At 62.4% G+C, this 14,779-nt stretch carries 13 protein-coding genes and 1 pseudogene; 5 read left to right on the plus strand and 9 right to left on the minus strand.

From position 1 onward, the window contains the following. Positions 1-45 precede the first annotated feature (45 nt). Both D4754_RS05930 and D4754_RS05935 read left to right on the plus strand, forming a co-directional pair. Positions 46-1,872, plus strand: coding sequence for a penicillin acylase family protein (locus D4754_RS05930; protein ID WP_121062255.1), 1,827 nt, complete (start codon positions 46-48; stop codon positions 1,870-1,872). Positions 1,873-2,020: 148 nt separating this feature from the next. Further along, a complete protein-coding gene (locus D4754_RS05935) occupies positions 2,021-2,395 on the plus strand; it encodes a hypothetical protein (RefSeq protein ID WP_420837199.1) in 375 nt (124 codons plus the stop codon). Between the two features lie 41 nt (positions 2,396-2,436). Here the strand turns inward: D4754_RS05935 and D4754_RS05940 are convergent, their stop codons facing one another. Then, positions 2,437-3,099: a L,D-transpeptidase gene (locus D4754_RS05940; protein ID WP_121062258.1), complete on the minus strand. Its 663-nt coding sequence runs from the start codon at positions 3,097-3,099 to the stop codon at positions 2,437-2,439. A 355-nt stretch (positions 3,100-3,454) separates the two neighbouring features. Between D4754_RS05940 and D4754_RS05945 the strand changes: the two genes are divergently transcribed. The 3 genes and pseudogenes from D4754_RS05945 to D4754_RS05950 all read left to right on the plus strand — a co-directional run bounded on the left by D4754_RS05945 (position 3,455) and on the right by D4754_RS05950 (position 6,824). Beyond that, a complete protein-coding gene (locus D4754_RS05945; protein ID WP_121061995.1) occupies positions 3,455-5,719 on the plus strand; it encodes a heavy metal translocating P-type ATPase in 2,265 nt (754 codons plus the stop codon). 124 nt (positions 5,720-5,843) lie between these two features. After that, positions 5,844-5,987: pseudogene (locus tag D4754_RS24340) on the plus strand (LysR family transcriptional regulator); the annotation flags it as partial. Between the two features lie 120 nt (positions 5,988-6,107). Next, positions 6,108-6,824 (plus strand): LysR family substrate-binding domain-containing protein, encoded by a 717-nt coding sequence (locus D4754_RS05950; protein WP_240453791.1) that lies wholly within the window; start codon positions 6,108-6,110, stop codon positions 6,822-6,824. On the opposite strand, the gene D4754_RS05955 is transcribed toward D4754_RS05950, so the two are convergent. From D4754_RS05955 to trbE, 8 genes are read right to left on the minus strand one after another with little or no spacing between them, the layout of a single operon-like run. Beyond that, entirely contained in the window at positions 6,757-6,996 is a 240-nt protein-coding gene (locus D4754_RS05955) for a DUF2274 domain-containing protein (RefSeq protein WP_121061996.1), read from the minus strand. The genes D4754_RS05950 and D4754_RS05955 overlap by 68 nt on opposite strands. Before the next feature lie 2 nt (positions 6,997-6,998). Then, entirely contained in the window at positions 6,999-8,120 is a 1,122-nt protein-coding gene (locus tag D4754_RS05960) for a TraB/TrbI/VirB10 family type IV secretion system protein (protein WP_121061997.1), read from the minus strand. Further along, positions 8,117-9,145 carry a P-type conjugative transfer protein TrbG gene (trbG, locus tag D4754_RS05965; protein ID WP_121061998.1) on the minus strand — a complete coding sequence of 343 codons (1,029 nt, stop codon included), beginning with the start codon at positions 9,143-9,145 and terminating at the stop codon, positions 8,117-8,119. The genes D4754_RS05960 and trbG overlap by 4 nt, the downstream gene beginning before the upstream one ends. Continuing rightward, positions 9,142-9,831 carry a conjugal transfer protein TrbF gene (gene trbF / locus D4754_RS05970; RefSeq protein WP_121061999.1) on the minus strand — a complete coding sequence of 230 codons (690 nt, stop codon included), beginning with the start codon at positions 9,829-9,831 and terminating at the stop codon, positions 9,142-9,144. The genes trbG and trbF overlap by 4 nt, the downstream gene beginning before the upstream one ends. Next, the gene (gene trbL / locus D4754_RS05975; protein WP_121062000.1) at positions 9,828-11,177 is read right to left on the minus strand and encodes a P-type conjugative transfer protein TrbL; all 1,350 of its coding nucleotides are present in this window, start codon (positions 11,175-11,177) and stop codon (positions 9,828-9,830) included. Before trbL ends, trbF begins: the two co-directional genes overlap by 4 nt. A 3-nt stretch (positions 11,178-11,180) precedes the next feature. Next, positions 11,181-11,468, minus strand: a complete 288-nt coding sequence (gene trbK-alt / locus D4754_RS05980) for a putative entry exclusion protein TrbK-alt (protein ID WP_121062001.1) — start codon at positions 11,466-11,468, stop codon at positions 11,181-11,183. Between the two features lie 17 nt (positions 11,469-11,485). Beyond that, a complete protein-coding gene (trbJ, locus tag D4754_RS05985; RefSeq protein ID WP_121062002.1) occupies positions 11,486-12,268 on the minus strand; it encodes a P-type conjugative transfer protein TrbJ in 783 nt (260 codons plus the stop codon). Further along, positions 12,265-14,775 carry a conjugal transfer protein TrbE gene (gene trbE, locus D4754_RS05990; RefSeq protein WP_121062003.1) on the minus strand — a complete coding sequence of 837 codons (2,511 nt, stop codon included), beginning with the start codon at positions 14,773-14,775 and terminating at the stop codon, positions 12,265-12,267. The genes trbJ and trbE overlap by 4 nt, the downstream gene beginning before the upstream one ends. Positions 14,776-14,779 lie beyond the last annotated feature (4 nt).

Here is a 14,779-nt window from a genome sequence, read left to right on the forward strand (position 1 = left end):
ACTTTCGGGACTCTCGCCACTTTGGCTCTGGCTGTATCGGCGTTCATGTACGTATTACTGACCGCATCTGTTCCGGACTACGACGAAGACTTCACAGTCGCTGGCATAGAACAGACAGTCGATGTTCTGAGAGACTCCTTTGCAATCCCACATATTATAGGGAGTTCGGCTGCCGACATATACTTCGCGATTGGGTTTTCCCACGCGCAGGACAGGCTGAGCCAATTATTAAGCGCACGACAGAAAGCGAACGCAGGACGACTTGCGAACCTGACGATCCCCCTCCCAAATACTGTCGAAGACGACCTTGCAGCCTATACAGCCGGCGTCAACGCATGGCTGGACATTGTCTCTAAGGGTTGGCGAGGTCGTGGCGCCCCGGAATTATTGATCTCCGGCCAAAATGAAATTACGCCTTGGAGGCCCGCGGATAGCCTCAACATCGCGAAGTATTTCCTGGCCAGCCTCCGTCTGACGCCCCATGAGTTAGCCAATTCTGGCCTCGTTGAAGACACGCCCTCAGAAAATCCACCATTTCCCCAAGATATGATCACGTATAACCCTAGAGTGAGCCTTGATGCGTGGGCGGTGGAAAGTGCCCAAAGCGTGACTGGAGTTCCTATTCTTGCCGCGGATAGTATTGGTCCTCTATCCTTACCTTCAGAATGGTACTTGGCTGATCTTCAGTTACCGACAGGGGCAGTCATGGGGAGTACTCTGCCGGGAATACCGTTCGTATTTGTGGGGCGCAATGACCGTATCGCATGGGCATTCCGTTCAAGTGACTTTCCTCGTGACGAAGCACTGGAACCACTTCAGGTTGCGAGCGCGGTCAGCTTCATAACCATATTAGAAAAACTTCCCCGATCAACCGACGCAGGCGACGCGGTTGAAGAGGCATCGGACATTTTGCCTGCAGGATTGGAAATATTGGTTATTGATCGGAACACCTCGGCTTCAAGTCCACAAGACGATCGCTCTCGAAAACCATCGCTTCGAGCCTTGCGCCTGTCCACACTTCAGGACCGGCAGACAGTCTTCTCCATGGAGGGTGTGAAAGCAGTCCAGCGCGATACCGTGAGCGAAGCTTCGCGAGTCTTGCTCCCACTGATGGCCCGCGAGCTCTGGTTTCAAAACCCCGTTCTTTCCAGCGAAGATCGGAACCTCGTCCAGCTTCGGAGCCAGGTTCTTGATCTTCTCGCTGCATGGAACGGAAATATGGATCGCTATTCGCCTGAGCCTCTGGCTTTCTGGGCTTGGTCACTCGCTCTGCAACGACGCATCCTCAAAGACGAGTTCCCCATACAAGAGCAGCTGTGGAAACTTCCAAATCCTGAATTCCTTATCTCGGCTCTTAGCGCACGAGGCGAGAGTGCCGACTGGTGCGATATCCGGACATCATCACGGGTCGAAACCTGCCAAGATCAGATTGAAGCAGCACTGGACGATGCGGTTGACTGGTTAAACCAGCGCCATGGCTCCGACCCCTCCAGCTGGATGTGGGGAAGTGAGCATTACGTGGAAATGAACTCGTCGACGATATCATCAGAAGGTCTGCTGAAGGAATTCCTGTCTCTTCGGAAAGAAATCTCCGGGGATCCATATACGCAGTTCTCCACATCCTTCGATCCTACGAATGATCGCCCATTTGTCAGCAATACTGGCAGCAACTTTCAGGCGATCATGAGTATGTCGGAAGACATGGCCTCCTACTTCCTGCTGCCTGCCGGACAGTCGGGGCATCCAATGTCACCATTCTTCGACAACTTTTTTCAAATCTGGAGCCAGAATGCGTATCTGACGATGACCTCAGACCTGTCGGCGGCGAGAAGTGGCTCCGTTGGATTGTCGCGTCTATCGCCCGACCGGTAAGGCTTACGCCAGACTCCAACAGAATAAGTCGCGGGCATGGACATGGAAGCTCGCCGAATGGTTCGGAAAACCAGATTGACCTCAGGATGAGTTGCCCTCACACTTACCAAGATCCTATAGCTCCTAAAGCTATAGGTAACACCGCAAGATGGATCGGATCGATCCAAGTGCGTTGGACAGCGACCTGGAGTGGCAACATGACAGGAAAGCAATAGACGCCCCAATGGAGGCAGCCATGCAAACAAAGTACAGAAACTGTTCCCTAGTAATTATCGCCTCCGCTCTGCTTGCCAGCTGCGGGATCACAAACACGGAAGGCCAGAACGATCGATATGAAATCGGCAATATTCCAGAGAATGTTGTTGCCATGGCCGCTCCCGATCAGGATTTGTCGACGGCTCGCCTGCTAAGCGAAGACGATTGTTACTGGTATATGCATGCCGGCCCAGTGGAAACCACTCTCGTGCCGCTTCGCGCAACAGGCGGCCGCCCAATATGCGTGGTGCAGCCGCCGGTATCATGAGCGATTTCTGGCCTTCCACGCCTCAGGTGGAAGGCCAGAGTTCATCCCGGCATCACGAGGCTTTCCTCGGCTGAGTAAAGGTAGACTGTCGAACCGATTTCAACATTCTCGAACAGATCAATTATATGCGCCATCACCATTCGGACGCAGCCCGAGCTTGCCCGCCCGCCAATGCTTTCTGGATACGGGGTGCCATGAATGCGGAGATATGTGTCCCTGTCGCCGACATACAGATAGATGGCTCTTGAACCGAGTGCATTTTCGGGGCCGGGCTCCACACCACCTGCATACTGAGCATTCTCGGGGTTCCGCTCGATCATGTTTCGTGTAGGCCGCCAGTGCGGCCACCTAACCATGCGTTTGACGGTGTACGTACCTGGCTCGTAGAGATCCCCTTGGGCAATGGCCACACCATAGCGCATGGCGGTACCGCCTTCTTCTATGTGGTAAAGGTACCTTGCCACTGCATCGACATGGATATCTCCGGGACGCAGCTCGTCGTTCGCCAATACTCTTTGAGGGAGGAACCTGGGATGCAGCCCCCAAGGGTTTGTGGTCGCGGGATCATAGCCAAGCGGAGTGACCTGCGCGTCCCAAGCGGTTTTCTGTTCTTCGCTGGGCCAGTTATTGGCAAACGAAAGCGTCGGGATCGACGATGGGAGCAGCGCCGCAGTTGTCTGTATAAAGTGTCGTCTCGTCAGCATCTCAAGTTTCCCAAATACACAGTGAACCGGTTCGATCGCTTGTACGCGATAGATGCGGTATAAAACCTCTAGCCCCTGTAGCATCAAGGGTCTTCGCGGTTTTTGTAGTGGAAAGCATCACATCCGTCGAAAAGTGAATCTCCTGCAGTTCTGGTCGCGACAGAACCCGATCAGATTGGCGATGAATCCCACTAGATAGCAGCCGTTCGCTGATACCGACCTCGATCAAAGAGCAATGTGGGCGAAGCAATCCATGCAGCATCGAAAAGGACTTGAAGCTACAGTTACTTTAGCCTGTAAGAACCGACTCGGTCAAAGATAGCCCCGGCCAGTTGCCGGGCCAGGAGCAAAGAAAATGAGTGGAGCCGAGCGCCGGGAGTGGACTGTCAGCGGCATGGATTGTGCCGCCTGCACTGTAAAAGTGACGAAGGCGGTCGAGCGCCTCCCGGGTGTCAGAGATGTAAAGGTCGCCCTGATGAGCGAACGCCTTTCGCTTGATCTCGAGCCTGCCCGGACGGACCCGACGGAGATCGAAACCATCGTGAAGCGTCTCGGATACGGAATTGCGCAGCGTGGCGCTACATCGGAGAGAAAACCGCTCGACGCCGCGGACAAGCCGCTTAGCCATGGTCACGACTGTGACGGCCATGACCGTGAACACGATCACGACGGGACGCCGCCAGACGAGGGCGACGCGGGGCATGGCAGCCCAGGTCACGTGCATGACGACCCCGCCGATCGCGGCAAGAATTGGTATCAGACCGACAAGGGCCGGCTGGTGATCTTCACCGGCGCCTTGCTGGTCCTGGCCTGGGGGTTCGAGCTTCTGACCTCGGCGGACTACGGCTACTGGGCCTTTGCCCTCGCCTGCGTGATCGGGGTCGCCCCGGTGGCCAGGCGCGCCTTCGAGGCCGTTCGCCTCGGCCAGCCTTTCACCATCGAAAGCCTGATGACCATTGCAGCCGTCGGCGCCTTATTTATCGGCGCAGCCGAGGAAGCGGCACTTGTCGTGTTTCTTTTTGCAGTGGGCGAGGTACTGGAAGGCGTGGCCGCTGGCAAGGCACGCGACGGTATCCGAGCGCTGGCCAGTTTGGTGCCCAAGACCGCGCTTCTGGAAATCGACGGCAAGACCCGCGAAGTCCCGGCCGACCAGCTTCAAATTGGCCAGCGCGTTTTGGTACGTCCCGGCGACCGGATCCCCTCCGACGGCGAGATTTTCGAGGGCACTAGCGGTATCGACGAAAGCCCGGTCACCGGCGAAAGTGTACCCGTTACCCGGGGTCCGGGTGAGAAAGTCTTTGCAGGGTCGATCAACACCGAAGCCGCGCTTCGCGTGACGGTCACGAAAACTGCGGCGGACAACACGATTGCGCGCATCATTCAGCTGGTCGAGGACGCCGAGGACGCCCGCGCGCCGACCGAGCGATTCATTGATCGATTCAGCCGCTGGTACATGCCAGCCATCGTCGCGCTCGCGGCACTGGTCATCCTGATCCCGCCGCTGTTGACAGGGGCGGACTGGGGTACCTGGATCTATCGTGGCCTCGCATTGTTGCTCATCGGCTGCCCCTGCGCGTTGGTGATCTCGGTTCCGGCCTCGATTGCCTCTGCGCTGTCCTCAGGCGCCAAGAAAGGTCTGTTGATGAAGGGGGGCGCGGTGATCGAGTCCACCGCAAAGGTCTCGGCCATCGCCTTTGACAAGACCGGCACGCTGACCCATGGCAAACCCAAGGTGACCGACGTCCTGCCCGCCCTTGGCGTCACAGAAGACAACCTGCTGGCCGTGGCCGCCGCAGTCGAGACCGGATCGTCGCACCCGCTGGCTCAAGCCATCCTCCGCCGAACGGAGGAGGCCGGGATCGAGGCTCTGCCCGCGACAGAAGCGCGCGCGATCGTGGGTAAGGGCGTTGAAGCGCTGGTCGGCGGCACGAAGGCCTGGGTGGCATCGCCACGCCATGCCGAGGTGGCCGGGGGTATCGCCGCCGGCCAGGCCGAGTTCGCGGCACAGCTCGAGACTGAGGGCAAGACCGTGGTCGCGGTGTTCCGTTCCGGCCAACCCCTCGGCCTCGTTGCCTTGCGCGACGAGCCGCGCGGCGACGCCGCCGAGGCCATGGCCCAACTGCGGGCGATGGACATCGCCCCAGTTATCCTGACCGGCGACAATCCCCGCACGGCCGAGGCCATCGCCGGGAGGCTCGGCATGGAATTCCACGCCAGCATGATGCCCGAGGACAAGCTGAGGCTGATCCGCGAGATGGGCGCATCCGGCGGCGTCATGATGATTGGCGACGGCATCAACGACGCACCAGCGCTAAAGCAGGCGAACGTAGGTGTGGCGATGGGCTCCGGCACCGACGTGGCGCTGGAAACCGCCGATGCGGCGATCCTGCGCGACAGGGTGGTGGACATACCTGCCCTGATCCGGCTCGCCCGAGCCGCCATGGCCAACATCCATCAGAACGTGGCCCTGGCACTGGGTCTGAAAGCTGTGTTTTTGGTAACGTCGGTGCTAGGGCTGACCGGGCTCTGGATCGCCATCCTGGCCGATACCGGCGCAACAGTGCTGGTCACGCTCAACGCCCTGCGACTGTTGCGCTTCAACCCGTCTGACAATCGCTAGCAATTCCACGCAGAGCATACGCCGCCTTGAAACAAAGTTTCAAGACTTGGATTGAGTTTCGGCTCGTCAGTGTAGCGCTCCACAGAAAAGGACCTAAACACGAGGTGCGAGAGGATGTCGGAAAGTGGAAAGGAGAAAACATGAAATTGAGATTCGACACCTTCGATGCTTCGTCAACGCCGCTGATCATGGCAGTTTCCGAAAGGCTGGTAGCGTTATGCGTATCCGACAGTCATCAGTCAGCCGTTGCATCCGCGACCTTGAGGATCGGCTCGGAACATCATTGTTTCACCGTCATCGAAGCGGCGTGAGCCTAAACCGCGCCGGGCACCAGTTTCTGCCTCGCGCACGTCAGACAATTCGCGGGCTTGATGAGAGCTTGTACGCGATGGCGGCACTTGGCAGATCGGAAAACGGCCGTATAAGAGTCGGCATTTATTCATCGATTGCCTCGGGCTTTCTGGCCGAATTGCTGCGCTCCTTCGGGGAGCAGCACAATCATGTGCAGATCGAATTGATCGATGGAAACCCGGAAGAACACGTCGCTGCCATTCGCGGGCTCAAACTCGACGTCGCTTTCCTAACCGGAACCCGAACCTGGCAAGATTGCGACAGCGCATTGATGTGGTCGGAAGGTGTTTTCGTTGTCCTGCCTGAACGCCATGAGTTAGCCATCCGGACAGCAGTCGACTGGCGCGAGCTTAGCGGCGAGGCTTTCATGGTCAGCGAAACAGCGCCGGGCCAAGAGATCTATGACTATCTGGTGAGGAAGCTGGCAGAGCTCAGTTGGCACCCTGACATACATGTGCAGTCCGTAAGTCGAGATAACCTGCTGTCATTGGTTGCCATTGGGCGAGGTTTGACCGTGGTCAGCGAGGCAATGACAGTGACGACCCATCCGGGAGTGGTCTTTCGACCGATCAAGGGCGAGCGCCTTCCATTTTCTGCAATCTGGTCTCCGAATAACGACAACCCAGCGTTCAGGCGTCTTCTGAGCATGGCAAGGGCTAAGGCAGAGCTGGAAAATCGCGGGGTGATCAATGGGCATCCCTGTGGGATTGAGCAGCCCGCCTCGCCTTCGCAAACCCACGATCCGTCGCCATGAACCGCTCCAGCATCGGCACGATCAGCCGGACAGGATCGGCAACAGCTTGCCCCGTCTCCCGTCCCAGCACCTCTGCATAGGCGACAAGGTCGCGATGAATGGACGCGGGCAATTCCACCGTCACTTTCACCGGCTTTTCGTCGGGCAGAGGCCCAAGCTTGAGTTTCGACATGATCAACCTCCTGCCGGTTCGAATACGAGATCGCGGGTGACGATGATCCTGACCGGGAACCCCGGGCGGATGGTCAATGTCGGCGCGACCTGCAACTGACGCTGCACGATCTGCTGACCGGCCTGGTTGATCGTGTCCACAGCGCCATCGCGGATCGCCTGGACCAGGCGGTCTTCGTCATCGGTGGCGAGGTCCGCGCCGATCGCGAGCAGCGTGGACAGGCCCGCCGCGCGCATCAGATCCCACCAGTGATAATCGACGCCATCTTCGAGACCGGCATAGCCGCTCGCATCCGCCCCCGGCAGACGTTCGAGAACAATGGACCGGCCTCCGGGAAGGATCAGGCGGTTCCAGACCAACAGCACGCGGCGTTGGCCGAACGTCACGCCGTCATCGTATTGGCCGATGATGCGGGTTCCTTGTGGGATCAACAGCAGTGATCCGGTCGGGCTGTCATAGACATTCTCGGTGACCTGCGCGGTGATCTGCCCCGGGAGATCAGAGCGAATGCCGGTGATAAGCGCGGCCGGGATCACCGCTCCAGCCTGAAGGATGTACGGCGAGGCTGGCGGCTGAATGCGATCCGATGCGACGGTCTGCCGGTCCACCGGACCGTTGAGGAAAGCCGTATGCCGACTCCCCTCGGGTTGCTCAGCACCACCCAGTCCCGGAAGGTTCATGCCGACCCCGGCCGTCGTCGCCCTGCCAGACGCCGTCTGAAAGAAGACACCGCTCAGACGCGCGGTTTCCTCTTCTGCCCTGCGGCGCTCCGCGTCCGGATCGACGGTCGGGCCCGCAATCGGCGGAGGGCCCACGGGAATTCCCCGCTCCTGCGCGTCGAGGATCGGCCTCCCGAGGTCACCGGGCAGCGCAGGTCCCAGAACCGGTCCGGTATAGTCGGACGGCAACCCTTCCAGGCCGTCCGCGGCCGGTCGGTTGTCGATGGAGTAGAGTTCTCCCCCTCCCGGCCCTGCTTCACGGGTCTGGAGCGCATAAATCAGCGCACCCCCGATGCCGAACAAGGCGACCGCTCCGACACCGGCCAGAACCTTGCGCGACAGCCTCGTCACGCGCGGCGGATCGGGGCGCAGACGCATCGGCGCTGCAGGATCGGTGTCACTCATGACGCCCCTCCCCTTCGCGCATCCACCTCCGTCCGCGCATCGGCCTGCCGCTCCTCCATGCGCACGATCCGGACCACCTGCTGGCGGTCTCCTGCGCCCAACCGGAGCTCGGCGGCGCCGAAGAGGCGATCCACGATCAGAACGTTCCGGTGCATGCGGCTGTTCACGATCTCGGGCTCCCCGTCCGAACCGAGCACGAAGAGCGGTGGCATCTCACCTTGGGCGATGCCAGCCGGGAAGACGACATAGACGCGGCGGCCGTCGTCGAAGACCGAGACCGGTCGCCAGGGCGGGCTGTCCCCCTGGATCTGCAAGCCGTAGCGATGATTGCGGGCCGCCGGCGCCGGGATGGTCGGCGCGGGCGCCACAGCCTGTCGACCGCCACGCGGCGCAGCCGGATAAGCCCAGGCGACGGACGGCATGTAGAGCGCCTCGCGCGCACGCAGCTCGATCGTGTACACCCGCCTGTCAGTGCTGATCACCAGATTGGTCGAGATATCGTCTCGCGTCGGTTTGACGAGGATGTGGACGCGAGCGGTGGACCCAGACCCGCTCTCCGTGTCGCCGATGATCCAGCGCGTGGTATCTCCCGCGGCGATCGGACCCGCGCCGGTCAGACGTTCGCCCGGCTCGAGTGCGATGTTGGTGATCTGACCCGGTGCGGCATAGACCTGATAGAGCGCGCCTTCCGACCAGGGATAGATCTGGATCGCATTGTAATAGCCTTCCCGGCGCGGTTCGATCCGGGCGGCAGCATTGGCGTTTTCGATGCGATCAGTCGGTGTGCCTGCCACCGCTCCGCCATGCGCCACTGTCCAGACCGGCGGCGTGTGCAGGGGTCGAGGACGTTCCTCGGCAGCCGAGGCGGGCGGAGTGGGTAGCGGCGGCACGGACTCGTCGTAGCTGAATTCCGGCACCCGGTTGCTGGCACATCCCGCCAGCACGGATGCGGATAGCAGGAGGGCCACCAACGTCGGCGTCCTGACGCTCGAAGACCTGATTGCACGAACATGCGTTTCAGTCATTGGCTCATCTCCCGCGACCAGGAGATCGCATTGACATAGATTCCGAGGGGGTTGGCGCGCAGACGCTCGGCGCTGCGCGGGGTCTGGATCACGACGGTCAGGATCGCGGTCCAGCGCTCGGTCGTGGAAAGCTGACCGTTCTCGTAGTGGCGCTCGGTCCAGGCGACGCGGAACGATCCCGGCGAGGCCCGGATGACCGAGGACACCTCGACTGCGATCTGTTGGCGACCGACGCGGGTGAACGGGTCGTTGGCGCGGGCGAAGTCGTTGAGCGCAGCCGCGCCACGATCCGTGGTGAACTCATAGGCGCGCAGCCAGTTCTGCCGCACAATGATCGGGTCGGCAGGGATGGAACGAACCTGCTCGATGAAGCGACCAAGATGGAAAGCGATCTGCGGATCGGTGGGCTCGTAATCGGCGGAGGCCGGAGCGACAGCCTGGGCCTCGCCGAGCGCGTCGACCTGAACGACCCAGGGCACGACGGTGCCACGCGCGGAGTGCCAGACCAGGGCGCCGGCAAAACCCGCCGCCAGGATCAGGCTGCCGAAGGCCATGTAGCGCCAGTTGCGGGCCTGAACGCGGGCGGAGCCGATGCGCTCGTCCCAGACCTGCGCAGCCTTCTGATAGGGCGTCTCTGGTTGAGGTGTCTTGCCATAATGCGTGGCGGAACGCCTGAAGAGGTTCATGAGCGATCCCTTTCGGAGAGATTGACGGAGGAGCCCGAGCCGTGGCTGTCGCCCGACCGGACGGCATGGGCCGCAGCGCGCACGCCATGGCTCACGGCCTGGCTATGACGCATGCGCTTCGCCCAGGCTGGCGGGCCATCGGAAGCGGACGGGCCGGAAGAAGGCTCGGGCACCGCTCCGCCGACCGTGCCCATCGAGGTGGTTCCGCCCGTCGCCGCAACACCGCCCTTGACGCCCTCGGCGTAGCTGGACTGGATGCCGCCAGCCGCGCGAGAGGACGCCTTCTTGAGCGGTGATGCCGCGGTAGCGGCCCCGGCGCGCGCTACACCGGCCATCCCGCCGGCGAGACCTCCTCCGCCGATCGAGCCGAGCGTGTAGGCGCTCGAGGCAGCGCCCGCCGCGGCCGCGCCGCCGCGTGCGAGGGCGGCGCCTCCGGAGAGTACTGATCCGGCTCCGCGTGCTGCAAGCATGCTCGCCCCTCCGACCCCGATCGCAGCGCCACCAACGGCAAGGCCGGTGCCTATGGCGGCACCCGCGCTGAGTTGCGGCCCGCCGGACACCAGACCTGAGGCGATGCCCGGGCCGAATATTCCGAGGCCCAGCAGAGACAGGGCGGCCAGAACAATTGCCATGGCATCATCGATGGTCGGCGTCACGCCGCCGAAGCCAGCGGTGAACTGGCCGAAGAGCGTCGATCCAATGCCGATGATCACGGCGAGGACGAGAACCTTGATGCCGGAAGAGATGACGTTGCCCAGCACGCGCTCGGCCATGAAGGCGGTCTTGCCGAAGAGGCCGAAGGGGATCAGCACGAAGCCCGCGAGGGTCGTGAGCTTGAACTCGATCAGAGTGACGAAGAGCTGTACCGCGAGGATGAAGAAGGCGAGGATCACCAGCGCCCAGGCGAAGAACAGGCAGAGAATCTGGACGAGGTTCTCGAAGACCGCGACCCAGCCCATCAGATCGGAGATGCTCTCGAGCAGCGGCCGCCCCGCCTCGAGCCCGGTCTGGGCGACGCGGCCGGGGCGCAGAAGATCGGCGGCGGAAAACCCGGTGCCCGAGGCCATCAGACCGAGGCCCGCGAAGCTCTCGAAGACGATGCGGGCAAGGTTGTTCCAGTTGGAGATGATATAGGCGAAGACCCCGACGAAGAGCGTCTTCTTCACCAGCCGGGCGATGATGTCGTCATCGGCGCCCCAGGCCCAGAACAGCGCCGCCAGCGTCACGTCGATGACGATCAGCGTGGTGGCGATGAAGGCCACCTCACCCCCGAGCAGCCCAAACCCGCTGTCGATGTAGCTGGTGAAGATGCCCAGAAAGTTGTCGATGACGCCGGTTCCACCCATGGCTCACTGATCTCCCGGACGCTGCGGCGCTTCAGATGCAGGCGTCCGACCGAAGAACCGGTCACGGCTCTCGGCCCAGGCGGCTAGGCAATCGGCATCGCGGGAAGCGGCCTCGCCACGCTGCTGGCACCGGCGCAGGGTCGCGCGGAGGGGATCGGCAGACGGCTGGAGCGCGGGCGCGGTGCTGGCCGGCACGGGAGCTTCCTCGCGCGTCATCTCGATCACTGTGGCGGTGATCGCGATCGCCACGAACGCGATGGCCGCGATCCGGGCCAGCACCTTCCCCTCCATCGTCGCCCCTCCCGGCCTCAGTTAAACATTTGCGCGTTGCCGGGCTGGTAGCCCGCGCCCGGTGTCAGGAAGCGCTCGCGCTGGATGCGGCCCTGTTCCGCAGCGGTGGCGCGCTCGGCCTCGGTCAGCGCGTTGGCGCGGCCGTTTGCCGAGATCACCGCGATCAGATCCGAGAGCTGCTGCGATTGCAGTGCGAGGAGCTGGTTGCCCGCCTGTGTGGCCTGCAGAGCACCGACCGCGTTCTGGCTCTGCCCCACGAGCGCGGACATCTCGGCGCGGTTGGCATCGATATTGCCGACGACACCGGCCTGCACGCGCATCGCATCCTGCAGGCCACCGACGGTGTTCTCCCAACGGGACCGGGCCTCGGCGATCAGCTGCTGGTCGGTCGCGGTCAGGGAGAGGTTGCCATAGTCCTGCTGGAACATCTGGTCGATGCTCTGCACATCGAAGGCGATGTTCTGCGCCTGCGCCAGGAGTTGTTGCGTGCGGCTGACGTTCTGCTGGATCTGCTGGAGCGCGGAATACGGCAGGTTGGCGAGATTGCGCGCCTGGTTGATCAGCATCTGCGCTTCGTTCTGGAGCTGTGCGATCTGGTTGTTGATCTGCTCCAGAGCCCGCGCCGCGGTCAGGAGGTTTTCCGCGTGGTTGGTCGGGTCATAGACGATGAACGGACCGCCGCCGATGCCGAAGAGCGCATGCGCGGGCGGCGCTGCGATGGGCGACATGGCCATGGGCATCGCCAGCGCGAGGGCGAGCAGCGACGGGCCGGCGAACAGGTGCGTAATCTTGCGAGTCATGATGTGATCTCCTCTTCTTTCAGGACAGGTTCGGCGTCCTCGACAGCGATGGTGGCCGAAGAGGCCGCGTCTGCGTCGAGGGCGAGATTGGTGAGATCGGGGATCAGCTCGGCGGCCCAATCCAGGTCGTGCGCCTTCAGCCAAGCGACGAGGAAGCCGTCTCGGCCGTGCCCGGCGCAGATCTCGGCAATCAGCGCCTGATCCGATTTGGACGATGCCGCGCAGAGGGCCAGACCGACATCGCTGAGACCCAGCTCGAACAGCCGGTTGCCGCGCCGCGACTGGCAGTAGTAGTCGCGTTTGGGCGTGGCCCGCGCGAGGATCTCGATCTGCCGGTCATTGAGGCCGAAGCGGCGATAGATCGCGGTGATCTGCGGCTCGATGGCCCGCTCGTTGGGCAACAGTAGCCGTGTCGGGCAGCTTTCGATGATCGCAGGCGCGATGGCGCTGCCGTCGATGTCGCTGAGGCTCTGCGTCGCGAAGATCACCGAAGCATTCTTCTTCCTCAGCGTCTTCAGCCATTCGCGGAGCTGCTCCGCGAAGGCATCGTCATCGAGCGCGAGCCAGCCCTCGTCGATGATGAGCAGCGTGGGGCGTCCATCGAGCCGATCACCGATCCGGTGGAACAGGTAAGAGAGGACGGCGGGCGCCGCGCCGGTTCCCACCAACCCCTCGATCTCGAAGGCCTGCACATCTGCCGAACCCAGCTGTTCGGTCTCGGCATCGAGTAGCCGGCCATAGGGTCCACCCACGCAGTATGCGCGGAGCGCCTGCTTCAGGTCGTTGGACTGCAGCAGGACCGCGAGGCCGGTCATGGTCCGCTCGCCGACAGGAGCTGAGGCCAGCGAGGTCAGCGCCGTCCAGATATGTTCCTTCACATCCGGGGTGATCTGGATGTTCTCGCGCGTGAGGATCGCGACAATCCAGTCAGCCGCCCAGGCGCGCTCGGAGGTCTCGTGGATACAGGCCAGCGGCTGTAGCGAGACGGAGGTGTCGGCCGCGTCGGTCAGCTCTCCGCCGAGGTCATGCCAGTCGCCGCCCATGGCGAGCGCGGCGGCGCGGATCGAGCCACCGAAGTCGAAGGCGAAGATCTGGCTGCGCGGATACCGGCGGAACTGAAGCGCCATCAGCGCCAGCAGCACGGACTTGCCCGCCCCGGTCGGGCCGACGACGAGGGTGTGACCAACATCCCCGACATGAAGAGAAAACCGGAACGGGGTGGAGCCTTCGGTCCTGGCGTAGAGCAATGGAGCGTCGCCGAAATGCTCATCCTGCGCCTCGCCCGCCCAGACCGCCGAGAGCGGGATCATATGGGCGAGATTCAATGTGCTGATCGGTGGCTGGCGGACATTGGCATAGGCATGTCCGGGCAAACTTCCGAGCCAGGCATCGACGGCGTTGACCGTCTCGACCATGACGCTGAAATCGCGGGACTGGACGATCTTCTCGACCAGCCTGAGCTTCTCGTCAGCGCGGCGGACATCCTCGTCCCAAACCACGATCGTCGCGGTGACGTAGGCCATGCCTGCCACATCCGCGCCGAGTTCCTGCAAGGCCATGTCCGCGTCAGCGGCCTTGTTCGCCGCGTCTGTATCGACCAGCGCGGATTGCTCGTTGGTCATCACCTCCTTGAGGATCGCGGCGATACTCTTGCGTTTGGCAAACCACTGACGGCGTATCCGGGTCAGCAGCTTCGTCGCATCCAGCTTGTCCATGAGGATGGCCCGGGTCGACCAGCGATAGGGAAAGGCCAGCCGGTTCAACTCGTCGAGCAGGCCCGGGGTCGTGGCGCCGGGAAAGCCTGTGATCGTCAGGACGCGGAGATGCTGATTGCCCAGGCGCGGCTCCAGCCCGCCGGCCAGCGGCTGGTCGGGCAAGAGCGCGTCGAGATAGACCGGCACCTCGGGCACGCGCACGCGGTGCCGGTTGGTCGAAATCGTCGAATGCAGGTAGGTCAGCGTAGCCGCGTCATCGAGCCAATGGCAGTCCGGCATGAAGCCATCGAGCAGTGCCAGCACACGATCCGTTCGATCGATGAAGCTGCGCACCTGTTCCCAGGGATTCACACCCGAGGTTTCGCGTCCCTCGTAGAGCCAGGACTCCGAACGCGCCGCGTCCTCGGCAGGCGGAAGCCAGAGGAGGGTCAGGAAATAGCCGGAAACGAAGTGGCTCCCCTTCTCCTCGAATTCGGCCTTGCGCTCGGCATCGACCAGCGCCGATGCCGCATCCGGAAAGATGCTCACCGGATAGGTCGCGGCCTCAGAGCGCTGTGCTTCCACGAAGATCGCCCACCCGGAACCGAGGCGACGGAAAGCGTTGTTCAGCCGTCCCGCCACCGCGACCAGTTCGGCCGCGACGGCGCTGTCGAGATCGGGCCCCCGAAACTTCGCCGTCCTCTGGAACGAGCCGTCCTTGTTGAGGACCACGCCCTCCCCGACCAGCGCCACCCAGGGCAGGTAGTCGGCAAGGCGCGACGCGGTGCGGCGGTATTCAGCAAGATTCATCATGGGG

It is taken from the genome of Chachezhania antarctica (assembly GCF_003646465.1).
GTDB lineage: Bacteria > Pseudomonadota > Alphaproteobacteria > Rhodobacterales > Rhodobacteraceae > Chachezhania > Chachezhania antarctica.